Origin of the sequence: Dietzia sp. PP-33, from assembly GCF_033790845.1 — a bacterium.
GTDB lineage: Bacteria > Actinomycetota > Actinomycetes > Mycobacteriales > Mycobacteriaceae > Dietzia.
In genome coordinates, this window is record NZ_JAMYEI010000010.1 from 72,317 (window position 1) to 96,870 (window position 24,554).

At 72.3% G+C, this 24,554-nt stretch carries 23 protein-coding genes; 11 read left to right on the top strand and 12 right to left on the bottom strand.

The annotated features are described in order from the left end of the window. Window positions 1-103 precede the first annotated feature (103 nt). From NJE57_RS16575 to NJE57_RS16585, 3 genes are read right to left on the bottom strand one after another with little or no spacing between them, the layout of a single operon-like run. Window positions 104-1,054, bottom strand: coding sequence for an ABC transporter permease (locus NJE57_RS16575; RefSeq protein WP_319029629.1), 951 nt, complete (start codon window positions 1,052-1,054; stop codon window positions 104-106). Then, entirely contained in the window at window positions 1,054-1,818 is a 765-nt protein-coding gene (locus tag NJE57_RS16580; RefSeq protein ID WP_319029630.1) for an ABC transporter ATP-binding protein, read from the bottom strand. The genes NJE57_RS16575 and NJE57_RS16580 overlap by 1 nt, the downstream gene beginning before the upstream one ends. After that, the gene (locus tag NJE57_RS16585) at window positions 1,815-3,185 is read right to left on the bottom strand and encodes an amidohydrolase family protein (RefSeq protein WP_319029631.1); all 1,371 of its coding nucleotides are present in this window, start codon (window positions 3,183-3,185) and stop codon (window positions 1,815-1,817) included. The genes NJE57_RS16580 and NJE57_RS16585 overlap by 4 nt, the downstream gene beginning before the upstream one ends. A gap of 188 nt (window positions 3,186-3,373) precedes the next feature. On the opposite strand from NJE57_RS16585, the gene NJE57_RS16590 reads away from it, so the two are divergent. Next, window positions 3,374-4,009, top strand: coding sequence for an XRE family transcriptional regulator (locus NJE57_RS16590; protein ID WP_319029632.1), 636 nt, complete (start codon window positions 3,374-3,376; stop codon window positions 4,007-4,009). Window positions 4,010-4,269: 260 nt separating this feature from the next. Further along, complete coding sequence (locus NJE57_RS16595) at window positions 4,270-5,859, top strand: HNH endonuclease signature motif containing protein (RefSeq protein WP_319029633.1); 1,590 nt, start codon at window positions 4,270-4,272, stop codon at window positions 5,857-5,859. Window positions 5,860-5,879: 20 nt separating this feature from the next. On the opposite strand, the gene NJE57_RS16600 is transcribed toward NJE57_RS16595, so the two are convergent. The 7 genes from NJE57_RS16600 to NJE57_RS16630 form a co-directional block, all read right to left on the bottom strand. Further along, complete coding sequence (locus tag NJE57_RS16600; RefSeq protein WP_319029634.1) at window positions 5,880-7,400, bottom strand: NAD(P)/FAD-dependent oxidoreductase; 1,521 nt, start codon at window positions 7,398-7,400, stop codon at window positions 5,880-5,882. A gap of 200 nt (window positions 7,401-7,600) precedes the next feature. Then, on the bottom strand, window positions 7,601-8,665 hold the full coding sequence (alc, locus tag NJE57_RS16605; protein WP_319029635.1) for an allantoicase: 1,065 nt from the start codon (window positions 8,663-8,665) through the stop codon (window positions 7,601-7,603). Next, on the bottom strand, window positions 8,662-10,080 hold the full coding sequence (gene allB, locus NJE57_RS16610; RefSeq protein ID WP_319029636.1) for an allantoinase AllB: 1,419 nt from the start codon (window positions 10,078-10,080) through the stop codon (window positions 8,662-8,664). The genes alc and allB overlap by 4 nt, the downstream gene beginning before the upstream one ends. Continuing rightward, entirely contained in the window at window positions 10,077-11,405 is a 1,329-nt protein-coding gene (locus tag NJE57_RS16615; protein ID WP_319029637.1) for a DUF6986 family protein, read from the bottom strand. The genes allB and NJE57_RS16615 overlap by 4 nt, the downstream gene beginning before the upstream one ends. Continuing rightward, window positions 11,402-12,136 carry an alpha/beta fold hydrolase gene (locus NJE57_RS16620; protein WP_319029638.1) on the bottom strand — a complete coding sequence of 245 codons (735 nt, stop codon included), beginning with the start codon at window positions 12,134-12,136 and terminating at the stop codon, window positions 11,402-11,404. Before NJE57_RS16620 ends, NJE57_RS16615 begins: the two co-directional genes overlap by 4 nt. After that, the gene (locus NJE57_RS16625; protein ID WP_319029639.1) at window positions 12,133-13,203 is read right to left on the bottom strand and encodes an isopenicillin N synthase family dioxygenase; all 1,071 of its coding nucleotides are present in this window, start codon (window positions 13,201-13,203) and stop codon (window positions 12,133-12,135) included. Before NJE57_RS16625 ends, NJE57_RS16620 begins: the two co-directional genes overlap by 4 nt. A gap of 208 nt (window positions 13,204-13,411) precedes the next feature. Further along, entirely contained in the window at window positions 13,412-13,699 is a 288-nt protein-coding gene (locus tag NJE57_RS16630; protein WP_319029640.1) for a metalloregulator ArsR/SmtB family transcription factor, read from the bottom strand. Between the two features lie 116 nt (window positions 13,700-13,815). On the opposite strand from NJE57_RS16630, the gene NJE57_RS16635 reads away from it, so the two are divergent. The 6 genes from NJE57_RS16635 (at window position 13,816) to NJE57_RS16660 (ending at window position 20,231) form a co-directional block, all read left to right on the top strand. Continuing rightward, window positions 13,816-15,435: an ABC transporter substrate-binding protein gene (locus NJE57_RS16635; RefSeq protein WP_319029641.1), complete on the top strand. Its 1,620-nt coding sequence runs from the start codon at window positions 13,816-13,818 to the stop codon at window positions 15,433-15,435. Next, on the top strand, window positions 15,417-16,427 hold the full coding sequence (locus NJE57_RS16640; protein ID WP_319029642.1) for an ABC transporter permease: 1,011 nt from the start codon (window positions 15,417-15,419) through the stop codon (window positions 16,425-16,427). Before NJE57_RS16635 ends, NJE57_RS16640 begins: the two co-directional genes overlap by 19 nt. Further along, on the top strand, window positions 16,420-18,126 hold the full coding sequence (locus tag NJE57_RS16645; RefSeq protein ID WP_319029643.1) for an ATP-binding cassette domain-containing protein: 1,707 nt from the start codon (window positions 16,420-16,422) through the stop codon (window positions 18,124-18,126). The genes NJE57_RS16640 and NJE57_RS16645 overlap by 8 nt, the downstream gene beginning before the upstream one ends. After that, window positions 18,123-18,758 (top strand): ABC transporter ATP-binding protein, encoded by a 636-nt coding sequence (locus NJE57_RS16650; RefSeq protein ID WP_319029644.1) that lies wholly within the window; start codon window positions 18,123-18,125, stop codon window positions 18,756-18,758. The genes NJE57_RS16645 and NJE57_RS16650 overlap by 4 nt, the downstream gene beginning before the upstream one ends. Before the next feature lie 70 nt (window positions 18,759-18,828). Next, window positions 18,829-19,464 (top strand): TetR/AcrR family transcriptional regulator, encoded by a 636-nt coding sequence (locus NJE57_RS16655; RefSeq protein WP_319029645.1) that lies wholly within the window; start codon window positions 18,829-18,831, stop codon window positions 19,462-19,464. Then, complete coding sequence (locus NJE57_RS16660; RefSeq protein WP_319029646.1) at window positions 19,461-20,231, top strand: maleylpyruvate isomerase family mycothiol-dependent enzyme; 771 nt, start codon at window positions 19,461-19,463, stop codon at window positions 20,229-20,231. Before NJE57_RS16655 ends, NJE57_RS16660 begins: the two co-directional genes overlap by 4 nt. 134 nt (window positions 20,232-20,365) lie before the next feature. Here NJE57_RS16660 and NJE57_RS16665 read toward each other — a convergent pair whose 3' ends face one another. Then, the gene (locus NJE57_RS16665; RefSeq protein WP_319029647.1) at window positions 20,366-21,205 is read right to left on the bottom strand and encodes an SDR family oxidoreductase; all 840 of its coding nucleotides are present in this window, start codon (window positions 21,203-21,205) and stop codon (window positions 20,366-20,368) included. A gap of 231 nt (window positions 21,206-21,436) precedes the next feature. On the opposite strand from NJE57_RS16665, the gene NJE57_RS16670 reads away from it, so the two are divergent. Next, on the top strand, window positions 21,437-21,973 hold the full coding sequence (locus NJE57_RS16670; RefSeq protein WP_319029648.1) for a hypothetical protein: 537 nt from the start codon (window positions 21,437-21,439) through the stop codon (window positions 21,971-21,973). Between the two features lie 36 nt (window positions 21,974-22,009). Here the strand turns inward: NJE57_RS16670 and NJE57_RS16675 are convergent, their stop codons facing one another. Then, window positions 22,010-23,026 carry an AraC family transcriptional regulator gene (locus NJE57_RS16675; RefSeq protein ID WP_319029649.1) on the bottom strand — a complete coding sequence of 339 codons (1,017 nt, stop codon included), beginning with the start codon at window positions 23,024-23,026 and terminating at the stop codon, window positions 22,010-22,012. 149 nt (window positions 23,027-23,175) lie between these two features. On the opposite strand from NJE57_RS16675, the gene NJE57_RS16680 reads away from it, so the two are divergent. Together NJE57_RS16680 and NJE57_RS16685 are read left to right on the top strand one after the other, a co-directional pair. Continuing rightward, a complete protein-coding gene (locus tag NJE57_RS16680) occupies window positions 23,176-24,060 on the top strand; it encodes an NmrA family NAD(P)-binding protein (RefSeq protein ID WP_319029650.1) in 885 nt (294 codons plus the stop codon). Then, a complete protein-coding gene (locus NJE57_RS16685; protein WP_319029651.1) occupies window positions 24,057-24,536 on the top strand; it encodes a DUF1772 domain-containing protein in 480 nt (159 codons plus the stop codon). The genes NJE57_RS16680 and NJE57_RS16685 overlap by 4 nt, the downstream gene beginning before the upstream one ends. Window positions 24,537-24,554 lie beyond the last annotated feature (18 nt).

Sequence of the window (24,554 nt, forward strand, 5' to 3'; positions counted from 1 at the left end):
ACCCGTATTGATGTGATCAATATCTATAGTGAAGCGGTGCTTCGTTTCGTCCGTGTTGCCGGTCGGGCAGATGTGGGTTACGGCCGGGCGGCTACACCCGGTGTCACCGCTGGTCGTCGGCGTTGTACCACCGACCCACCACCCTCCGGGAGAGCAGACCGAAGGCCAGGAACACCGCCACGCCCAGCAGCGAGGCCAACAGGATGGAGGCGAACAACTCCGGCGACTGCAGCCGCGCCCGGTAGGTGTCGATGAGGATGCCGATCCCGGGGTCGCCCTGCTTGAAGAAGAAGTCACCGACGATCGCCCCGACCACCGCCAGCCCGGCCGCCACGCGCAACCCCTCGAACAGGGCGGGAAGCGCGGCGGGCGCCTCGAGCTTGCGCAGCACGGTGAGCCGGCCCGCGTGGTGGAGCTTGAACAACCGACGCAGGCCCGGGTCCACCGACTTGAGACCGAACAGGGTGTTGGACACGATCGGGAACAGGGCGATGAGCACGCAGACGAACACCCGCGCGGTGAACCCGAAGCCGAACCAGAAGCCGATGAGCGGTACCAGGGCGAGAATCGGGATGCACTGCAGCACCACGGCGTACGGGAACAACGACCGTTCAGCCCACGTCTCCTGGCTCATCAGAATCGCCCACACCACGCCGATCACGAAGGCGATCGCCAACCCGGTCAGCGCCACCACGGTGGTGCGGCCCAGCGCCTCGAGCATGGCGGGCAGGTTGGGCCCCAGGAATCCGTCGGTGATCACGACGTGCGGAGCGGGCAGCAGGAACCGGCGGGCGGGCTCGAGCACCACGTAGCTGACGAAGTACCAGAGCCCCAGGACCAGGGCCAACACGACGAGCGGACCGCCGATGCGCACCAGCGCGCCGTCGGCGGGGATCCGGAGGAGCGGTCTCCTCGTCGTCGTCGCTTTTTTCGACCCGCTCGTTCCTCCCGGACCGGCCGCTCCTCCAGGACCGGCGCCCTCTCCCGGCGCCGTCCCTCCCCGCGCCGTCTCCTGCCCCGGTTCGACCGTCGTGGCGGTGGTGATGCTGTTCATCAGTGTGCCTCCTCCAGTGCCTGGGAAACCTCGCCGACGAGGTTGATGTAGTCAGCCGAGTACCGGACCTCGGGGTCCCGGGGGACGTCGAAGGGGACGTCGACGGTGTGGACGATGCGGCCGGGACGCCCGGACATGACGACGACGCGGGTCGACAGGTACACCGCCTCCGACACCGAGTGGGTGATGAACAACCCGGCGAACCGTTTGGCGGCGAACAGCCCCAGCAACTCGTCGCCGAGGCGTTGCCTGGTGATCTCGTCGAGTGCGCCGAACGGCTCGTCGAACAGGAACAACTCGGGCTCGAGCGTCAGGGACCGGGCCAGCGAGACCCTCATCTTCATCCCGCCGGACAGCTCACGCGGGAGCGCGTTCTCGAAGCCCGTCAGCCCGACGAGGTCGATCGCCTCCTGCGCGCGGCGCCGCCGATCGGCCCTGTCGATCCCGTCGAGCTCGGCGAGCATCTCGACGTTCTGGGCGACCGTGCGCCACGGCAACAGGGTCGCGTCCTGGAAGACGTATCCCACCCGGTCGGTGCCGGTCTGCATGTAGCCGTCGGTGTGGGTCGCCAGTCCGGAGGCCAACCCGAGCAGCGTGGACTTGCCACACCCCGAGGGCCCCACCACGCTGACGAACTCGCCGGCCCCCACCCGCAGGTCCACGCCCTCGAGCGCGCGGGTGCCGTTGGGATAGGTCACGCCGACCCCGGAGAATCCGAGGACCTCGGCACCGGGCCTGAGAACTGGGGTGGTGGGGGACGTCATGGCGCCTCCTTCAGGTGGGACGGGCGGGTAGCGGGCTGGGTGTCGAACTGTGTGGCGGACTGTGTGGCGAAGGGGTCGACGACGAGGGTGGCCCTCGCGGAGACCACGCGGCCCGCGCGGACCACGATCCGGTCCGCGGGCGCGTCGGCGATCACGTCGTCGAGCCCGCTCGCGCGCACGAGCAGCAGGTCGGCCCGGCGACCGGGCGCGGGGCCGGCGGGCGGTAGGCCCATGACCTCGCGGGCGCCTTCGGTGACCAGGTGCCACGCGGTGTCCATGTCCATGTGGGCGGCCACGACCAGCAGCATCGCGGTCTCGATCGCATCCGACCGGCCGACCGGGTTGAACGGGTCGCGCACGTTGTCCGCACCCGCCGCCACGGTGACCCCGCCGTCCAGCAGTGCCCGCACGGGGGGCAGCCCGCGCGGCGTGGAGGTACATTCGGCGCGGCCCTGCAGGTACAGGTTGGTCACGGGCAGGGTCACCACCCCGACCCCCGCGCCGCTCAGCGCGGTGGCGGCGTCCGCCTGACCGGTGGCGTCCATCGCGCCGATCCGGCAGCAGTGGCCGGCCGTCCGGACGCGGCCCTCCTCCCACGAGGCCACCCGGTCGGTGAAGGCCGTGAGCATGCCGTGGTCGCCGTCGAGGAACTCGTCGACGTGCAGGTCGACGCCCACGCCGAGCTCCTCGGCCAGGTCGATCAGCCGGTGGGTCTCGGCGGCGGTGTCCGGGGCGATGTGCGGGGCACCACCGATGAGGTCGGCCCCGGCCGCGATCGCGTCGCGGGCCCGGTCGGCGGGGTCCTCGTCGCGGACCATCACCGCGATCTGCAGGTCCAACACGCTCGCGAGTTCATCGCGCACGCGGACCAGGGCCCGGACCCCGCGCAGGGGATCGCCCTCGCTGTGCAGGTCCACGTGACTGCGCACCGCGGTGGTGCCGTTGGCGACCAGTCGCCGCGCCGCGGCCAGCGCCCGGGCGTGGATCTCGTCCTGGTCCACGGTCACGGCGAAGGCCCGCCAGGCGTCGATCGCGGCGCCCAGGTCGCAACCCGGTGGGCGGGTGGCGCCCCAGCTCAGCGCCTTGTCCAGGTGGGCGTGTGGTTCGGCCGGAGCCGTCAGCGCCAGGAAGCCGCGGCCGTCGATCACCGCCGGGCCCGGTGCCTCGGAGTCACCGGCCGAGCTGACCGCGAGAACCGAGTCGCCGTCGATGTCCACGTCGACCACCCGGCCGTCGAGGAGTCGCACCCCGGCGATGCGGTCGACTCTCCTCGGGGTGATCTCGTCGGGCGCCGGGGGCGTGTCGCCGGGCGCCTGAGCTGCCTCGCTCGGGGCCGTGGCGGCGCGCGGGCGGGTGAGTGTGTCCACGGGCTGGGTTCTCCTGCTCTGCCGGACCGTCCCCGGCCGGGTCGGGGCGTTGCCCTTGTGATTTCGACCCGGACGCGAGATATTGACCTCGTCAATACAGACGAGTCTGGTGGCCCCGTGTTGCCGTGGGATTACCTCGCGGTTCCGGTGTGTAACCGGCTCCAGCCCGGCAGTCCAGGAGGACCGTTGTGACGACCGCACGGAGCGAGGGCCAGGAACGTCTCGGTGCGCGCATTCGTCATCACCGTCGGCAGTTGGGACTCACCCTGGTCGAGGTGGCCGACCTGGCCGGCATCTCGCAGCCGTTCCTCAGCCAGATCGAACGCGGCAAGGCCGCGCCGAGCATGTCGACCCTGGAGGGGCTCGCCCACGCCCTGGGCACCACCCAGGCGCACCTGCTGGAAGCGGTCAACTCACCCTCCGGCCCCGCCGACCCGTCCGGTCCCCCGGGCCCACCCGGCGCGGCGGCAGGTGGTCGTGGCGCGGCGGCAGGCGACCCCGTGGATGTCCGGCGGTCCACGGAGGGCGCGATCCTCACCCGCGCGGAGGGCACCGTCGGCGGGCACACCCGGTTGCTGCCGGGCGGGCCGAACGACACCCAACTACTGGAGTTCGTGGAGACCAACCACGTCCCGGGTCGGTTCTTCCACCACCCGGGACTCGAGTGGCTGTACGTCACCCGGGGCACGGTCCTGTTGGAGGTGGGCGACTCGCTGACCCGGCTGGAGGCGGGGGACGTCGCGCGGTACGACGGCGAGCTCCCCCACCGTTGGTACGTCCCCGAGGGCGAGCAGGCCTGCCTGATCGTGGCCCGGCCGGGCTGATTCCTGCGGTCCGACCACCCGCCGACCCCCGCCGACCTGGGGTGCCCTGCAGGGGCCGAGCAGGGCACTGCCAGTCAGGGCACTGCCGGTCTGGGCGCCGCGTACACGCGCATCCACCGCGACCGCTGGCGCGTACCGAGGGTGAGCGAGCCGGCGTCGCTGACCTGCGGCGCCCTGCAGGGGTCGTCCAGGGCACTGCAGGTCAGGGGGCCGGATGGACGCGAATCCACGCTGTCGTACCTCGAACGTACGGTCGAACCATGACCACCACACCTACCACCGCCACCGACGACGTCGACGCTCCCGCAGCCCTCGTCCCGCCGCCCGGATTCACCACGGCCACAGGACCGGCCCTCCCCGTTCTGGTCCCCGAGGCGTTCGCCCACTGGGACCCCGGGCAGCAACGCGGCTATCTGGCGCAGAGGACGATCAACGCGGCAGAGGGGCGAACCGTCGCCTACGCCTATGCCTGCGTCCGCTCCGGCGCCGAACACGATCGCCACCGCGACTCGTGGGAGACGGCGGCCACCATGATCAGCGCCTCGATGGCTCTGTCTCGACACGGGGCGTCCCGGCTGGTGACCACCGCGGTCGAGCTGACCGAACGCCTGCCCCGCACCGCCGCGCTGCTGACCACCGGCTGGATCGGCATCCTCGCCGCCCACACCATCGCCGAGGAGACCGCCCTGGTGGCCGACCACCTCATGCCGGAACTCGACCGGCGGATCAGTGACGGCCTGGCCCCAACCAGGCGCCGCACGCACCCGCCCAGGCTCGGCCCGTTGCGCAAGATGCTCACCAAGACCGTCGCAGCCTGCGATCCCGTGGGCGCCGACGCCCGCGCTCGCCAGGCGCGACGCGACCAGGATGTGCAGATGGAGCCCCTGAGGGACGACCGGGCGCTGATCACCGCCACCCTCACCGTCGAGGATGCCCTCGAGATCGCCGAACGCATCGACGCCGTCGCCCGCACGGCCTCTCCCGACGACCCCCGACCTCTCGGACAGCTCCGCGCCGCGGGACTACTCGCCCTCAGCCGCGGCTGGACCAGCCTCCCGGGCCCAGACGGCGAACACCCCACCGACCCCGGGGCCCGGTCCGCCGCCCGCCGGGTGACCATCCACGCCTACGACGACGGCACCCCGGACAACCGCGGCCTCACCCTCGCCGGGTACGGGCCGATCACCGGACATACCGCCGCCGAGCTCGAGCGCAACGCCAGACACAGGATCGACTCGCTCTCCGACCTCGCCGATCCGGACTCCGCTGCGGCCCGGCGATACCCGCCCTCGGAGGCCCTGTCCCGGTTCTGCCGGGGCCGCGACGGCACGTGCGTCTTCCCCGGTTGTCAGACCTCTGCGGAGCGAGCCGACCTCGACCACATCATCCCCTTCGACCATGACGACCCCGACCGGGGCGGGCACACCACGTGCGACGACCTCGGCAGCCTCTGCCGCCTCCACCACCGCCTCAAGACCGACGGCGTCTGGGCCTACTACCGGGACACCGACGGGTCGTACGTCTGGCTGCACGGCCCCAACCACCCCCACGCCTCTGCCGACACCCGCGTCATCACCTTCCCCACCGGTCCGCTGGCAGACCATGCTGCGCCGCAACGGCCCGAGACCAGCCTGCGCCAGCGAGAGGCGGCCGAGGCAGGCGAGACCGGTAGCGGTTCGGCCGCCTCCCGGAGACGGCCTCACCTACGCCACCGCCGCGATGTGGAACGCCGCAAGCTCCGGGAGCAGGCGAGGCGGCGGCGCCAGGCGCCTCCGCCGCCGCGCTCAGAGCCGGGAGCGGGCTCGGCGGCAGGGTCTGCGTCGGGATCAGACGAGGAGCCGCCGTTCTGAGGTGGCGAGCCCGCGCGTGGTCAGTACCGCGGGCTCGTCGGGTACCACCCGTCAGACGGGTCGTGGGGTCCGACGGAGCCGACCTCGATGTGCTCGAAGGATGCGAAGTCCCGGGCGAGCCGGTCCCAGTTCTCGCGGGTGACCGCTGTGGTGATCGCCGAGGCGATCCGCCCGATCCCGCCGTAGATCCCCGAGAGCTGGTGCCCGGTCACACCCATCGAGGCGCGCGCGCCGGTCGAGAAGTGGTGCAGGCGGGCCAGCCACGGGGCGGAGCCGGGGTCGCGCTCGGTGAACTCGAAACCCGGCCCCAGGTAGGGGCTGCGACCGGCCGGATGGTCGGCCGCGGGCGGGTGACGGTCGGACCACAACGCGATGTCGTCGACGAACTCGACCAGTTCCGGACGCAGCCGCAGGTCCACCTGGTATCCGGTCGCGGCCAGGACCACGTCCGCGTGGAACCGCCCCTTGGCTGTGTCGATCGCGATCTCCTGCCCGCCGGTGCCGGTGTCGACCATCGAGACCGCGTTCCACCCGCACCCGGTGTGCAGTGCGAACCCCGGCAGGGTGAAGCACCGCCACACCGCGTGCTGCGTCGGCGGCTGGGGAAGCCCCCCGGACAGCACCCCGAAGTCCCACTTGCTCCGGTCGTCGAGGTCGTAGAAGCGTTCCTGCATGCCCGGGAACTCCATCCACCGCAGTGGATTGGAGGCCGGGATCGTCTCCCGGCGCACGAACACATGGGCGCGGACGGCGCCGTGATCCAACGCCGTCGCCGCGTTGTCGAACCCGGAGGCCCCGCCGCCCAGCACCGCCACGCGACGGCCGCGCATCGCGGCGAAGTCGATCGGGTCCTCGGTGTGGAACCACCGATCGCGGGGCAACGACGAGGAGAGGAATTCCGGGACCCTCGCCCCACCCCCGCCGGCGAGGCCCAGTGCGCAGACGATGCGCCTGGCCGTGAGCGTGGACTCGCTCCCATCCGGGTCCCGCAGCTCCACGACGAACGGCCCGTCCGGGGTCGTTGGTCGGTGGATCGCGGTGACGCGGGTGCGGTGTTGCACCCGGATGCCCGTGGTCTGCCGGTACCACCGCAGGTAGTCGTTCCAGTCCAGGCGGGGCACGAGGTCCACCGCCTCCCACGCGGCCTCGCCGTAGACGGCCTCGAACCAGCGGCGCACGTGCAGCGAGGGCACGTCGAACTCGATCCCCCGCATGTGTTTGGGGCTGCGCAGGGTGTGCATGCGGGCGTAGCGGTCCCAGCAGCCCACCTCGTGTTCGGGGCCGTCGTCCACGACGAGCACCCTGTCGATTCGCTGGCGCTGCAGCGCGAACGCGGTACCCAGGCCGGCCTGCCCGCCCCCGATCACCAGGACGTCGAGTTCGGTGGACCCGGGGGCTCGCGGGATCCAGTCGCGGGCATGGCTGGTGGCGTCGATGTCCTGGTGCACGCGGGCGCGCAGCGCCGCGAGTCGGTCGTCGGCATCGGGCAGACGGCGGGAGGTCGGGGCCTCGGCCGAGGGTTCGGAGGTCACGGCGGTCATGCGGAAGGACTCCTGGCGTCGACGGGCCGCGATCTCATCGGTCGCGGGCCCGCCCGGGTCGTGTGCCCGGGCCGACACCACGGCGATGCCTGACTGATGACTCGACCGCCGGGCCGTGGGACCCGGCGGCCGGATCGGCGGAGCCGACCGCATCCTCGTGGTGTCGGTTCCGAGTCTGGCAGCGCGGCTTTGCACTGGTGTTACGGCGACGTGAGGCCGGTGTGGCGCGCTGGTGCAATACGGCCGGCCAGGTGCTCGATGGCGTCCGGGGTCAGCCGCCCGTGGACCCGGAGTCGCGCGATCCCGCCATCGGGGAAGACGTCGAGTCGCGCGAAGCGCACCGGCGTGGCAGCAGTGGCATCGGAGTCCACGAGAAAGCGGTGCCGGCAGTCCGGCTGCAGCCGCGTGCGCGGCACGAGCTCGACCCACGCATCGGGGCGTTCGAGGTCCTCGGCGCACCGGATGCCATGCAGAGACGCCGCTCCGGGGGCGTTGCCGATGTAGTAAGAGGTGTCGATCTCCACGTGCTCGACCGTGCCCGGGCCCGCCAACGCCACCGTGACGTGGTCGTTGCCGTCGTCTCGCCGGCGCGCGTTCTCCCAACCCTCACCCATGTGCCGCGATCGCCCGGGGGCGAGGATGTTGCCTGGCGAGGAGTAGAACAGGTCCGAGCAGTCGGCCACCCGCCCACCGTTCTCCGCGGCCGCCAGGTCGACGGTGCCGGTGAGGAACCGCGGGTCCGGGGTCGGCTCGCCGTGGACGCGCAGCCGGGCGATCCCGCCGTCAGGGATCATCCACAGGCGCACGTGAGTCACCGGGGTCTCGTCGTCCACCGGGTACGGGTTGCGGGTGTCCCCCAGCGCGGCGGCGGGCCGGACCAGCGGCCGCCAGCGGGCACCGGCCAACTCGTGCGCATCCGGGTAGCCGTCGATCCACGCCCCGTCGAGCGCGACCTGCGGGGGGTAGTTCCCGCGGAAGAAGGCGGTGTCCACCACGACCCCGTGCACCACGCCCGGTACCCCGAGCCGAACGATCGCGCAGTCCTGCCCCGGAGTGCGGCGACGGCGAGTCTCCCACCCGTCGTAGATCTTCCCCTTGTGGCCGAACAGGGTGGGGTCGAACACCGCCTCCTGCGGCAGGAGCAGGTTCTCCTTCTCGGCGAAGAACTCGTCGTCCGCGTGGACCACGGCCCCCGCCAGCGTGCGGGAAGCCAGGTCGGGCAGGGCGAGAAAGGTGTGCTGCGCGGTGGGATCAGCGGCGCTCATGCTGGGCTCTCCGTTCCGGAAATGGTCTTCCCGGGTGAGGGGGCGGTCGGGCGGAACACGGGGTGGCCGGCCGCGGGCTGGTCCATGTCCACGGGGTGGCCGGCCAGGTAGACCTCCCGGACCACACCTGCCAGCGCACGCTCGGCGTAGGCGGTGACGGGGTTCTTGTGCTGCAGCCGCTCGGGCAGCACCACGAAGGCCTCGTCGGGGGCCAGGACCACGAGATCGGCGCGGGCGCCGGGGCGGATCGATCCGCGGTCGTGCAACCCGGCGAAGGCGGCGGGGCCGGAGGCCATCCACCTCGCGACCTCGGGCAGACCCATCCCCCGCCGCCTCGCCTCGGACCACATGATCGGCAGTCCCAGTTGCACGGAGGCGATCCCGCCCCACGCCTGGCCGAAGTCGCCGGTGTCGAACCGCTTGAGCTCCGGGACGCACGGAGAGTGGTCGGAGACCACCAGATCGATGGTGCCGTCGCGCAGCCCCTCCCACAGCAGCTCGCGGTTGCCGGCCTCACGGATCGGGGGACAACACTTGTAGTGGGTGGCACCCGGCTGGATCTCCTCGGAGAACAGCGACAGGTAGTGCGGGCACGTCTCCACCGTCAGCGGCAGTCCCTCGGCCTTGGCCTCCCGGATCAGCGGCAGCGCGTCGGCTGCCGACAGGTGCAGGATGTGCGCGCGGCAGCCGGTGCGCCGGACACCGTCGATCACCTGCTGTACGGCCAGGACCTCCGCCGAGACCGGCCGTGACCCGAGGAAGCCGGCGTATCCCGGGCCGTCGGGAGGGGTCTGCGCGTCGATCGTCCCGGCGTCCTCGGCGTGCACGATCAGCAGCCCGCCGAACCCGGCGATCTCCTCCATGGCCGCCAGCATCTGCACGGGGTCCAGGGGCGGGAACTCGTCGATGCCCGAGTGCAGCAGGAAGCACTTGAAGCCGAACACCCCGCGGTCCCACAGCTCGCGCAACCGGCCGAGGTTCTCCGGCACCGCGCCGCCCCAGAATCCGGTGTCGACGTGCAATTTTCCGGTAGTGCTGTCCAGCTTGGCGTCGAGGGCGGCAGGGCTGGTGGTCACGGGGCTGGAGTTGAGCGGCATGTCGATCAGGGTGGTCACCCCGCCGCACGCCGCGGCGCGGGTGGCGCTGGTGAACCCCTCCCAGTCGGTGCGGCCGGGCTCGTTGACGTGCACGTGGGTGTCGACAAGTCCGGGGAGGAGGACCACATCGCTGCCCAGGTCCACGACCCGCGCGGCCGGGGAGGTGTGGGAGGTGGGCGGGGAAGTATCGGGGTCGGTGGTGATGTCGGTATCGGTGTCGACGACGACGATGACGCCGTCCGAGATCGTGAGCGTCGCGGGCATCACGCGGGAGCCGATGACGGCCCGGCGGGCGCGGATGACCAGTTCCCCGGTCACAGCGCGGTCCCGGGTCGGGGGCGGCGCAGTGCCTCCAGCTCGGGGCGGCTGACGCCGGCGAGCTCGTGGACCTCGCGGTCGGTGGCCGCTCCGCAGTCCAGTGCGCGGACGCAGAAGTCCGCCAGCGCACGGGCGGTGGCGGGTTCGTCGAGGTACCCGGTCGCGACCGTGCCGCCGGACGGCGTGGTGCCGAGGTAGGCCGCGATGCGCGCGCACGCGGTGGGCAGCGATCGGCGGTAGAAGGCGTAGGTGGCCACGTATCGGGAGACCAGTTGCGCCGGGTGCAGGTCCCAGCCCTGGTAGTAGCCGCGGCGCAGGGAGCGGTCGACCAGTCGGCCGTGCAGGCGCCACGCCGCGCGCACGTCCTCGCGGTCGCCGACGGGCAGCCGGTTGGTGGAGCCGTCCGAGAGCGTCACGCCGGTCCCGGCGGCGGCGACCTGCATGACCGCCTTGGCGTGGTCGGCCACCGGGTGGTCCATGGCCTGGTACTCGGCGGCGATCCCGCAGGCGGCGGAGTAGTCGTAGGTGCCGTAGTGCAGGCCGATGCAGCGCCCGTCGGCGGCGTGGACCAGCCGCGCCACCAGGGCCGAGCCGTCGGGGGCGCAGATCGACTGCGGTGTCTCGATCTGGATCTCGAACCGCAGGGTGCGCTCGTCGAGGCCGCACGCGGTCTCGAGTTCACGGCACAGTCGGACCATGGCGCGCACCTGGTCGACGGAGGTGACCTTGGGCAGGGTCGGTCGCAGGCCCGGCGGCAGACTCCCGCCCCCCGCCGCGAGCCCGGTCACGAACCGGGTGAGGGTCCGGATGCCCCGCCGACGGGTGGCCGGCTCCAGCGAGCCGAACCGCAGGCCCCAGAACGGCGGGAGCGGCGCCGTCGACAGCTCCGAGACCACCCGGTCCACGTGGTCGTCCTCGTCCCGGTCGCGCATCCCCGCGGGCACGCCGCGCTGGGTGAAGCCGTCCTCGAAGTCGATGCGCAGGTCCTCGACCGGCTCCCGTTCCAGCTTGGCCCGCACCAGCGTGTGGATCACCCGGGCGTCGGCGGGGCCGGGCACCGCCTGGTCGAACACCTCCCGCAGTGCGTCTGGGCCCGGCAGGTGCTCGTCGAACGCCTCGAGCGCGGCCTCGCCCACCAGGGCCACCACCCCGGCGTGCACCCGCTCGGCGGGCAGATACAGCGTGTGCACGGGCTGCCGGGTGGCCGGCGCGCCGGGGAAGCGGTCGGCGAGCCGGGCGTCCGCCACGGCGAGGTCGAGGTCGGCCGCGATCAGCAACCTCTGCTGCAGTTCCACCGGATCCGCGGGCGCCTGCGTCCGGCTCATCGCCCCACACCGTGGGCGAAATCCGACAGTGCATCGCACAGCTGATCGGCCGCCGAGAGCTGCGGCGCGTGGTCGGAGACCAGGGTGCCCACCACGGCGCCCGGGACGAGCCGCTGCATGTGCCGTTGGGCCGCGATCGGCAGGGTGCGGTCGAGGGCGGTCTCGATGTACAGGCGCGGCAGGGAGCCGAAGCGTTCCCGGGTCCAGGTGGGGGCGATGTGCCGCGCGCTCTCGAGTTGTGGCCTGAGCCGGCGCGCCGCGGAGATGGCGTGTTCGGCGGAACTCTCGTGGAAGAACACGGCGGCGGCGGCCTCGGGGGGCACGCGGGTGCCCCGGCCGTCGGAGGTGGGTTCGAGCCAGCGCGAGATCCCCACGTCGCCCGGGAGACCGAGGTCGGAGCACAGCATGGCGAAGTCGGTGCCGGACGGCAGCATCATGCCGGCGACGTAGACCACTCCCGCGATGTGCTCGGCCGCGGCCTCGGCGGCCTGGGTGACCACCACCCCGCCGCCGGAGTGGCCGACGAGGACCGCGGGGCTGTCGAGTGCGGACACCAGGTCCACGACGTGGCCCACGACGTGGTCCAGGGTGACCTCGGTGTCGTCCCATCGTCCGACGCCCGGCAGATCGACCACGTGTGGGTGGTGCCCGGCGTTGCTCAGCAGCGGCGAGAGGCCGTCCCACACCCAGCCGCCCGCCCAGGCGCCGTGGACCAGCACGATGTGGGTCATCTACCGCTCCCGGGGGCGACGCGCTCCGCTGCGGCGAGCACCCGGGCGGCCTCGCGGACCGCGGCGGTGTTGGCCTTGCCCTGGCGGGAGCCGGCGAGTTTGGCGGCGACGTGGTCGCGCACCGAGATGGGGGCGTAGGCGTCGCCCTCCGCGTCCGCGAAACCGGGAAGGGTGCCGACGATCGCGTCGACGTTGCCGTCGTGGAAGAACGCGGCCGAGCGGCGGCGGACTATGCGGCCGTCGACGATCGGCGGGGCCACGCGGTGCAGGGTCGACATCCACCGGTCGCCCGTCAGTCGCGCGGTGAGGTCGCCGAGGTTGACCAACAGGCCGCCCTCGACGGGCTGGACGTCGTGCCAGAGGCCGTCGGTACCGAGCACCTGCAGGCCCGCCACCCGGTCGGCCCACAACACTGTGACCAGGCCGAAGTCGGTGTGCTCACCCATGCCCTTGAGGTCGCCGTCGAGGGTGACCGGCCCCTCGTCGAGCGCGTAGTTGACCATTCGGAGCACGTCGATCGAGTGGTCGGTGAGCTGCTCGAACAGCTCGGGCGGTTGGCCGAGCGCGTCGGCGAAGACGCGGGTGAGCGTCCGGGCGACACGGGAGGCCTCCGCGAAGTAGGCGTCGATCCGCTCCCGGAAACCGGGGAGCTCGGGCCAGACGTTGATGCCGTAGTCGGCCTCGGAGAGCCCCAGGCCCGGGAACGAGCGCGCCTCGACACCCACGTTGAAGGCCTCGAAGAAGTCGTTCATCTTTCCGGCCGACTCCACGCCCAGGCTCAGACTGAGCGCCTCGCTCCTGGGAGGGCTGTACCCGCGATTGGCATCGGCCACGCGGTAGGCCTTCTTGGCGTCCTGGGGTAGGGCGAAGAACTGGTCGATGGCGCTGGAGAGCCCGTCGACGACGTGGGGCGCCACGCCGTGGCCGACGATCTGGATGAACCCGACGGTCGAACAGGCGTCGTCGATCTCGCGGGCGACGCGGGCGCGCTCGCGCGCACTACCGTCGTCGACGTAGGGCGAGATGTCGACGACGGGGACGTGGAACTCGGGGCGGTGGGGTGTCATGAGCTACTCCTGTGACGGAGGGCCGGCCGAGGTGACGGGGGCCGGTGTGCCGGGCACGTGCGCCCCGCGGGGCGCACGTGTCTGTGCGACCAGTTCTATCCACGTCCGGTTACGGTTCCGGCCACCCCGTGTGTCACTCGTGTAACGCGGAGACCGGTGACGACGACGAGGTCGCGCACTCACCCGGCCGGGTTCGGTCGTGGCGGCCTCAGTCGTGCCGGGCGCCCATGAGGTGCAGGATGCGGTGGACGGTGTCGTCGGCCAGCGAGTAGCGGACCACGCGGCCGTCGTCGGCGTCCCGGACCGCGCGCACCCAGCCCCTGTCGCGCAGGATCCGCAGGGCCTGGGAGGCGGCGTTGCGGGTGATGCCGGTGGCCCCGGCCAGATCGGAGACGGTCGCAACGCCGGGGCCGACGTGGTGCATGTGCGCGAGAAGCCCCAGGCGGGTGGGGTCGCCGAGCAACTCGAAGCGCTCGGCCCAGTCGGTCGTGTCCATCGCCCCTCCTCTGATCGTCGCCTGCAAGCGTTAACAACCGCGTCACAACGGGTGGCTACGCTCAGCGCACTATGTGTCCGACCGGACACGTATTCCGCCTGGGCAGGAGGACGGCCGTGAGACCGTTGTACGCCGTCGTCGGTGCGGGCCTCGCGCTGACCCTGGTCGCGACGGGCTGCGCCGCGCCCGCCCCCGCCGCCGGGGACGCACACCGGATCGTGCTGGCCGACGCCGAGGAATTGGGGCAGTTCAACCCCGTCTCCGGCTACGGTTCCACCGGCGTCTCCCCACTCTACGAGGGACTGCTGCGCCCGGTCGCCGCCGACGACACGACGCTGCCCGAGCTCGTCCCCGCGCTGGCCGCCGAGCCGCCGAAGGTCAGCGACGACGGACTGACCTGGACCGTCCCGGTGCGCGAGGGGGTGCGCTTCCACGACGGTTCGCTGCTGGACTCCGGGGACGTCGCGGCCACCTACCGCGCGGTGGTCGACCCCCGCTCGGCCTCGCCGATCGCCTCGGACTACTCCCCCGTCGAGCGCGTCGAGACCCCGGACGAGCTCACCGTGGAGTTCCACCTGCGCGCCCCCGATCCGGGGATGCCGGCGCGGCTGCTGCTGGGTATCGCGCCCTCGGAACTACTGGCCCCGGGCCCGGCGACCGCCTCGCCGCTCAACACCGACCCCGTCGGCACCGGCCCGTACCGGCTGGCCCGCCTGACCTCAGGGGAGGCCGTCCTGGAGGCGGACCCCGACCACCGCGACGGCCCGCCCGAGGTCACGGAGCTGATCCTGCGGGAGGTTCCCGACGCCGACGCGCGCGCCCAGATGGTGCTGGCGGGGGAGGTCGACGGCGCCGCCCTGCCACCCCGGCTCGCGGAGGGACTGGCCGGGCCGGAGGGGCAGGAGGGCCTCGAGTTGGTCTCGGTGGCCTCCGCGGACTGGCGCGCGGTGGCCCTGCCCATGGCGCACCCCTTCGCCGGGGATCCACCCGTCCGGCGGGCGCTCGACCTCGCCGTCGACCGCGGGCGGCTGATCGACCACGTGCTGGCCGGGCACGGCCGTCCGATCACCTCACCGATCACCGACGCCTACCCCGCTCACCACCCGACCACGCTGTCCGGGCCCCGCGGGCCGGACGCCGGAGTCGAGGGGGCAACGGCGCTCCTGCGCGAGGCGGGGTGGCGGCCGGGGGGCGACGGCGTGCTGACCCGAGGCGACGACCGCGCCGAGTTCACCCTGGCCTACCCCGCGGCCGACCCGGTGCGCCGTGAACTCGCCTCGGCGTTCGCCGACCAGATGCGCGCGATCGGGGTGGCGGTGAGCGTCTGGGGCGGGTCGTGGGACCAGATCGAGCAGCGCCTCGGTGAGGTCGGGGTGCTGCTCGGCGGCGGGGAGAACCCGTACACGGTGGACACCCAGGCCTATCGCACCCTGCACTCGCCCACCGCGGCGTCCGGCCCGCTGGACAACCCCGGCGGCTACGGCAACGCCCGGGTCGACGCCGCCCTGGACGCCGCCCGTGCCACGGCCGACCCCGCCGAGCGCGACCAGTTCTACCGGGACGCCCAGCGCGCCTACGCCGACTCCCCCGGCCACGTCTTCCTGGCGACCCTCGAGCACACCTACGTCCTGCGCGACACTGGCCACGCGCGCCCGGCCCCGATCCTCGAACCGCACACCCACGGGGTGACGTGGGGGCCGTGGTGGTCGCTGTCCGAGTGGACGCGCGCCCGGTGATCCGCCGCCTGCGCGAGCGCCGCACCGACCTGGCCCGCCTGACCGCCCGCCGCGCCGCCGCGACCCCCCTGGTGCTGCTCGCCGTGACCACGGGCACGTTCGTCCTGGCCGCGGCCTCCCCGCTCAACCCGCTGGCCGCGCACTTCGGCTCCGGGTACGAGCGCACCACCGCCGCCGATCGCGAGGCCGCCGCCGCCGCGCTGGGCACCGACGTCCCGTGGTGGCGGGCGTGGTGGCAGTGGGTCACGGGACTGGTCGAGGGCGATGCCGGCTATTCGCACTCGTACCGCCAGCCCGTCACCGAGGTCGTGCTCGAGCGACTGCCGTGGACCGTGCTGCTCTCGGCCGCCGGGCTGGCGCTGGCGTTGGGGGTGACGCTGCTGGCCGGGGTCGCCGCCGCCCGCCGGCCGCACGGCGCCCTCGACCGGTCCCTGGCCGCCGCAGCGGTGGCGCTGAGCGGGGTGCCGCCGTTCGTGTTGGCGATGGGGTCGGTGGCGGTGTTCGCCGTGACGCTGGGCTGGCTGCCCGTCACGGGCGCGGCCCCTCCCGGTCAGGATCCCACCCTCGCCGCGACGGCCCGCCACCTCGTCCTGCCCACCGTGGCGCTGGCCGCCGGTCAGGTGCCGTGGATGCTGCTGGCGCTGCGTCGCGCCGTCCTGGACGCCGAGGCCTCCCCCGCCGTCGCCGAGGCCCGCGCCCGCGGGGTCGGTGAGCCCGCCGTGCTGACCGGGCACATCGCCGCCGTGTCGTGGGCCCCGCTGATCGCACTGCTCGGTGCGCGGGTGCCGGAGCTGATCGCGGGTTCGCTGGTGGTGGAGGCCGTGTTCGCCTGGCCCGGCCTGGCCGCCGCGACCGTGGACGCCGCACTGGAGGCCGACTTCGCACTGCTGGCCGCGGTCACCCTGGGCGCGTCGGCGACCGTGCTCGTGGGCACGTGGCTGGCCGACTGCCTGCTCCTGCTGGCCGACCCGAGGGTGCGGATCGATGCGTGAGTTCGTGACCCCCCGCCGCGTCCTCGCCGCGATCACCCTCGTGCTGGTGCTGGCGTACGCCCTCGCCTGGCCGGGCCTCGCACCGCGCGGCTGGACGGGTTCGGACTACCTGCGCGGCGGCCTCGCCCCGGGCCGGCCGCACCTGATGGGCACCGACGCACTGGGCCACGACCTGACCGTGCGCGTGGCGCAGGCGCTGCAGGTCTCGCTCGCGGTGGCGGCCGGGTCGGCGCTCGCCGCGGTGGTGATCGGGGTGGCCGTGGGTGCGGCCGCCGCGGCCGGTGGAGCGCGCGTGGACGGCCTGCTCATGCGACTGACCGACGCGGTGGCCGCGGTACCGCACTTGCTGGCCACGGTCGTGGTGGTGGCGATGTTCCGGGGTTCGGTCACCGCTCTGGTACTGGCCCTGGCGCTCACGCACTGGCCGTCGGTGGCGCGGATCGTGCGCGCCGAGACGCAGAGGGTCATGACCTCCGGGTACGTGGCCGCCTCCCGCGTCGCCGGCGCCTCGACCCCACGGTTGGTGCGCCACCACGTGCTGCCGGCCGTCGCGGGTCAGGCCGGACTGGCGGTGGTCGTGATGCTCCCGCACGCCGTGTGGCACGAGTCCACGCTGTCGTTCCTGGGGATCGGTCTACCGCCGGAGCGGGCGAGCCTGGGCACCCTCATCGCGCTGTCCCGCACGGATCTGTTGCTGGGACGCTGGTGGGCGCTGGTCTTCCCCGCCGCCGCACTGATCGTGGTCACCGCGGCCGTCGCGCTGCTCGCCCCCTCGGGGCGGCGCCGGGGCCCCGGGGGATCGGGGCGGGTGTTCCACGCCCGGGATGAGCACCACCACGACAATCGCGACGACGACGAGGTCCGCTCCTCCGCCGAGCCGATGCCGTCTCCCCCGGCGCTGGAGATCCGTGGGCTGACGGTGTCGCTTCCCGGTCCGGGCGACGACCCGGTGCGCGTCCTGGACGACATCTCCCTGTGCGTCGCGCCGGGGCGGGTGCTGGCGGTGGTCGGCGAGTCGGGCGCCGGAAAGTCGACCCTGGCGAACGCGTGCTGCGGGCTGCTCCCCCTGCGGGCGCGGGTGAATGGCCGTGTGGGCCTGCCCGAGGGCGGCGCGGTGGGACACGTGCCGCAGACCGCGGCCGCCGCGTTCACGCCCACCCGGCACGTGAGCGGGCAACTCGCAGAAGCGCTCGCCGCGGCCGGGCGGGGCCAGGACGCCCGCCGGTCGGTGGCCGAATCGTGCCTCGAGGTGGGCCTCGACCCGGCTCTGGCGGACCGCTATCCGCATCAGCTGTCCGGTGGGCAACTGCGGCGAGCGGCGATCGCGGCCGCGTTGGCCACCGCCCCGGCGGTGCTGGTGGCCGATGAGCCCACCGCGGGCCTGGACGCAGGGCCCGCGCTGACCACCCTTCAGCTGCTGCGCCGCCTGGCCGACGAACGCGGTATCGGCGTCGTGGTCATCACCCACGATCTGGCCGCCCTGGCTTCCTCGGACACCGCCGATGACGTGGCCGTGCTCCGGGACGGCCGGGTCTGCGAGCTCGGCCCCGCCTCGAGACTGCTGGGCGAGCCCGATAGTCCGTACACCCGCGAGCTCCTGGCTGCCGCGTTGCACACCGGGTCGCCCGGGGCCTTCGGCTACACGGCGGTCCTCGCGACAGCGGTCCTCGACGCAGCGGTGGTGTCGTCGTCGTCATGACACTCGTCGCGGACCAGGTCACCTATCGCCGTCACGGCGGCGGCGGATTCGTGCTGGCGCCGACCGACCTGACCGTTCGACCAGGACAGATCACCGCGCTCGTCGGCCCCTCCGGGTGCGGCAAGACGACGGTGGCGCACTTGCTGGCAGGCCTGCTCACGCCGCATTCCGGCTCGGTGTCCGCGGAGGGTGTGCGCGTGCGCCGTCAACGGGGTCGCCTGCCCGGCCATACCGCGCTGCTGGACCAGGATCCGCTGGCCGCCTCAGACCCGCACCTGACGCTGCGCCGTGCCATCACCCTGCCGGCGACGCTGCGCGGCCTCCCCGTGGACCCGGACGCCCTGGCCGAGGAGGTCGGCCTGGACCCGGCACTGCTGGACCGCCTCCCCGCGGACGTCTCGGGCGGACAGCTCCAACGCGCCTGCCTGGCCCGCGCGTTGGCGCAGAAGCCCCGCTACCTGATTGCCGACGAGGCCACCGCTCATCTGGATCCCCTGAGCACGGCCGCGATCGCCCGCACTCTCCGCCGGCGTGCCGACGACGGCCTGGGAGTCCTGGCGATCACCCACGATCTGCGGTTGGCCGAGAACTGGGCTGCTGAGGTGGTGGTGCTGGGGGCCCACGTGCCGTGACGACACCGAGACGGAATTGCGACCGCATCGCCTCTCGACATCACCGGGCCACAGGCGCACAATCCTAACCATGTTAGGCACTCCGAATCGCGATAGGGCAGCCGAACGACGTGAGGCGACGCGGCAGGAAATCATCGACGCCGCGTGGGACGTGGCCCGTGAACAGGGCCTGGCCCAGCTCACCCTTCGCGATGTCGCGGCCCGCGTCGGGATGAAGGCGCCCTCGCTGTACTCCCACGTGGACTCCAAGAACGCCATCTACGACGCGATGTTCGCCCAGGCCTGGACCGAGTGTCTGGAGCTGATGCAGGCGCTGGACGAGGGGCGCCCGGACGATGCCCGCGGGACGGTCCGGATGTACGCGCGGGCGTACTTCGATTTCAGCGTGAGCGACCTCGCCCGGTTCCAGCTGATGAACCAACGCACCATCCCCGGCTTCGAGCCCAGCCCGGAGGCGTACGCGCCCGCGGTGCTCGTGCTCGACGGACTTCGTGAGCGGCTGGCCGCGATCGGGATCACTGCCCGGGAGGACATCGACCTCTACGTGGCGCTGGTGGGCGGCTTGGCTGATGCCCAGCTCGCCAATGATCCCGGCGGCGATCGCTGGGCCCGCCTGTTCGACCGCGCGGTCGACATGTACTTGCACGACGTCGGCATCCCGACCGGCGTCCCGGTCACCACCACACAGGAGGGCACACCGCCATGACCACGACAACCGGGCAACACCGCTCGAAGACCGATCCCCGCCTGCCGCAGCTGCAGAGGGCCGTCGCCGAGCGACTTGCCGCAACCGAGTACGACCGGGTCGCCGACACGCTCGAGGCCCTGCGCCCCGAGCAGTGGGGGGCCCAGACCGACTGCACAGAGTGGGATGTGCGCGCGATGGCCGGGCACATGCTGGGCATGATCCAGATGCTCGCCAGCTGGCCGGAGATGATCCGCCAGCAGGTGGCGACCGGCAAACGCGCCAAGCGTGAGGGCTGCGTGGCGATCGACGCGATGACTGCTCTACAGGTGGAGAAGAACGCCGGCCTGTCAACGGATGAGCTCATCGAGCAGGTGCGCCGCCTGGCCCCCAAGGCCGCCAGGAACCGTCGGCGCGCACCGGGTGTGATGAGAAAGCAGGCCATGGAGGACAACGGCGAGTGGTGGTCCATGGGCTACCTGTTCGACGTGATCCTCACCCGTGATCCGTTCATGCACCGTATCGACATCGCCGCCGCGGCGGGATCCCCTATGACGGTGACCCCGGAACACGAGGGGGTGATCGTCGACGACGTGGTCACAGAGTGGGCCGGCCGCCACGGGCAGGCCTACGAACTCGAGCTGACCGGCCCGGCGGGCGGGCGGTGGCAGCACGGCGGACACTCGGGCGCGGGTGAGAGCATCACCATGGACGCATTCGAATTCTGCCGCGCTCTCAGCGGCCGGGCCCCGGCGGAGGGGCTGCTCCGGACCCAGGTCCCGTTCTGAACGGCATCACCTGACGACCCCTCCCCCTGCGGAATGAGATCGTGAATCCCGTCCTGGCCACCCGCTGACACGGTTCGGCGCGCGGTCAGACAGTCGCGGTCAGACAGTGCAGGCTCCCGCCGCTCCCGTCACGATCACAGGATCGGCTGGCCGCCCGTCACCGCCACGCGCGCGCCGGAGACGTACGACGCCTCGTCGGAGGCGAGCATGACGTAGACCGGAGCGAGTTCGGCGGGCTGCCCCGCTCGGCCGATGGGGGCGCCGGCACCGAAGTCCTCGACCTGCTCGCCCGGCATGGTGGACGGGATGAGCGGCGTCCAGATGGGGCCGGGGGCGACACTGTTGGCCCGGATCCCCCTGGGCGCGAGCATCTGCGAGAGGGAGCCGATCATATTGGCCATCCCGGCCTTGGTCACGTTGTAGGCCAGCAGTTGCGGTGGCGGCATGTCGGAGTTCACCGAGGACGAGGCGATGATCGACGACCCCGGCCCCATATGTTGCACCGCGGCCTTGACCAGGTGGAACATCGCCGACAGGTTGGAGGCCATCGTGTAGTCCCATTCGTCGTCCGGGATCTCGGTGATCGTCTCGCGGGTCATCTGAAATGCCGCGTTGGAGACCAGGACGTCGATGCCACCGATCTCGTCGACCGTCTGCTGCACCGCCGCGCGGCAGTGGGCCGGATCGCTCAGGTCGCCGGGGATCAGTACTGCTGTGCGCCCGGCCTCGCGCACCCAGCGGGCCGTCTCCTCGGCGTCGGAGTGTTCGTCCAGGTAGCTGATCGCCACGTCGGCACCCTCGCGTGCGTAGGCGATCGCGACCGCGCGACCGATTCCGCTGTCCGCTCCGGTCACCAGGGCCTTCTTGCCGTCCAACCGGCCAGAGCCGCGGTACGACCGCTCGCCGTGATCAGGTGTGGGGTCGAGATCGTCGGTCGATCCCGGCCACTGCTGCTTCTGTTCCGGGATTGCCATGTCGGCCTCCTTGCTCGGGCGGTGGCCGCCACGCTAGCGCGGCGGCGCGCGGTCGTGGCCGCTTGCGGACCAACCCCGCGCCAGGGTTTACCCTGAGTTCTCGGTGGTGGGGGTCGGGGGAACCCGGATCTTCACCGGATCTCACTGTTGACCGCTGTGAACATGCGGCTGCCAGAGGCTAGGTTGGGGTGACGTCATGTCCGGTCTTCCAAGCCATTTAGGTGAGTCGCAATGAACGAGCAGTTCCAGCCCCGGCCGGACGACCCGTCATCTCGGCCCTACCGCCCGGCGCCCCCGGACCAGTTCGCTCCAACGGAGCAGTTCCCGGCTGCGCGGTTCCCCACCGAGCAGTTCCCCACCGAGCAGTTCCCGGTCGAGCGCTACGACGAGCCGCAGTATCCGGCCCCCCGGTACGACGAGCCGCGGTACCAGAGCCAGCGGTACGCCGAGCCACAGCAACCGCCGCATCGCTTCGCCGGGCCACCGGAGCCTCTCGCGCACGAGGGCGGCTTCCCCTACGGCATGCCGCCGGCGGCCCCGTTCAACCCGATGGACCAGTACGTGCCCCAGCACCTGCACGTGCCGCACCCGTACGCGCACGGGCCGCACCCCCAGCAGTTCGGCTACCCGCCCCCGATGCAGCAGACGGTGTTCGTCACCCAGAATGGCGGCAAGCGGGTCAACCACGCCCTGCACCTGATCCTGACGGTGTTGACGTTCGGCCTGTGGCTGCCCGTCTGGATGATCCTGGCGATAACCAACTCGTAGCGTTGCTCTGCAGTGGCCCGGGAGTACCCGGCCCCACTACCGCTCTCGGCGCTGTCGCCTCCGGATCGACCCTGGGGTGCTGCCGATGACCCGGGTGAACGCACGGTTGAACGCGGCTTCGGATCGGTAGCCGAGGTCGGCAGCGAGGCGGGCCGCGGTGACGTCCTCGTCGCGGAGCCTGGTGTGAGCCAGGGTCATTCGCCAGCGCGTGAGGTAGGCGACGGGGGCCTCCCCGACCAGCTCGCTGAAGTGGGAGCTGAACGAGGACCGTGACATGCCGGCCCGCCGCGCCAGGCGGTCGAGAGTCCACTCGTGTCCGGGATCTGCGTGGATCGCCTCGATCACACGACCGATCCGCTCGTCCCGGAGCGCCCGGATCCACCCGGAACCGCTGCCCGGGTCGCCCGCGATCCAGGCGCGAATCGCCTGGACTACCAGGATGTCGGCCAACCGGGTGGCCACCGCTTCCCCGCCTGGTTGCGGGTGGGCGAGCTCGCCCGCCATCAGACGCAGTGTGTCCCTGGTCGACGATGCTGCCGAGACGGTATCGCCCCCGACGGTCAGGACCGACGGCAGAGTCCGCACCAGTTCCCGGGCGGCCGGATCGTCGAACGCCACGACCCCGCAGATCAGCTGCGAGGCGCGACCGCCCCCGCCGTAGGTGAGCACCGAATAGTGCTCGGTCAGGTATTGCTGCGGGAGCAGATCGACCCGGGGACCGGGGTCGGCATCGGCGGCGCTGAGCAGATGGTGCCCGCGGCCGTGCGGGACCAGGGCGAGGTCCCCCGCCCGCAACTCGATCGGGTTCTCACCGGGGAGGCGGAGCCAGCACGATCCGGCGGTGAGCACGTGGAAGCTGATCGAGTCGGGGATCGCGGGCATCTCCAGGGCCCACGGCTCGCCCAGTTCGGCGTGGCAGTAGAACGTGCTGCGCATCCGGAGCGAGTGCAGGACGCGGGCCAGCCGGTCCGGGCCCTCGGTGACGGCGACGCCGGTGGAGATGGCAGTGGCGGCGGCGGTGGCGGCGGCGGGGGCGGGGGCGGCGGTCTGCATGCCGCGATCCTGCCACGGCGCGGTCGAGATCGTCCGGACGATACGGACGAATGAGCAAGAACCTCGGCGCAACAGGCATGGTTCTGCCCGATCCCCGCCCGTAGCGTCGTGCTCACGGAGACGCCGTGAGAGGCCAGGGAGGACTCGGGATGTATGTGATCGCAGGAGCAACAGGACGGGTGGGGTCTGCCGTCGCGAGGAGCCTGCTCGCCGCGGGCGCCGAGGTGCGTGTGCTGGTTCGCCGCCGAACGGACGCCGACGTGTGGGAGGCGCGAGGCGCGCAGGCGAACGTGATCGCTCTCGACGACCGGACGGGAGTGGCCGGGGCACTGAAGGGGTGCGCGGGGTTCTTCGTCCTGCTGCCGTTCGATCTGACCGTCGACGACCTCGAGGCGCACGCAGATCGGCTGATCGCCTCGATCGCCGGCGCGGTCGTGGACGCGAGGGTTCCGCACGTGGTCGTGCTCTCCTCGGGTGGCGCCGACCTCGCCGCGGGCACCGGCCCCATCGCGGGCCTGCACCGGCTCGAGGAGGCGCTGCTCGCCACCGGCACGACGATGACCGCGCTGCGCTCGGGCCACTTCCAGGAAAAGGTCGCCGATGTACTGGACGTGGCGCGAGACAGCGGCGTCTACCCGGTGTTCGCGGCCACCGCCGACGTCGCGCACCCGATGGTCGCCACCGCGGACCTGGGGGCGGTGGCAGCCGAGGCTCTCCTGGCTCCACCGGACCCCGGCGAGGCGGTCGACGTCATCGGGCCCGCCTACTCCGAGCAGGAGGTCGCGGCAGCTCTCGGCGTGGCCCTCGGCAGAGAACTGCACGTCGCGCCCCTTCCCCGGGACGCCTGGCAGGGCGCGCTGACCGACGCGGGCTTCAGGCCACACATCGCCGAGGCCCTGGCAGAGCTCTACCGGGCCGATGAACAGGGTCTCCTGGCGCCGCGCGGTGACCGGAGCGTGCGGGTACACACCCCGGTCGAGACCACCATCGACCTGCTCGTGGCCGCCCGGTCGCGGCGCGGGTCATGGTCGTGAACGTGCTCGATGCCGTGCTCGTGGTGGCGATGGTCACCGGTGGGCTGATCGCCGGAGTGTTCTTCGTCTTCACCTGCGCTATCACCCCGGCGCTGCGACGGGTCGACGACGAAACCTACGTCACCACCTTCCGGGCGATCAACACCGCGATAGTCAACGGCGCGTTCCTCGCCGTCTTCTCTGCCGCACCTCTGAGCGCACTCACCGCCGCGGTACTGGGCGTGTGGCTGCAGAGGTCCTCGCCATCGTGGTGGCTGTGGTCGGGAGCGACGTGCTCGGTACTCACGCTGGTCATCACCACCGTTGCGAACGTGCCACTGAACCGCGGACTCGATCAGGCCCCGGTCGCCACCGGAGCGCAGCGCCGTGCCGCTCGCCGGCGGTTCGAGACGCGGTGGAACCGCTGGAACCTCGCCCGCACGGTCACCAGCACCGCGACTCTGGCATGTCTCGCCGTCGCCGCGGTCCCGGGATAGCGCGAGCGCCCGCACCGC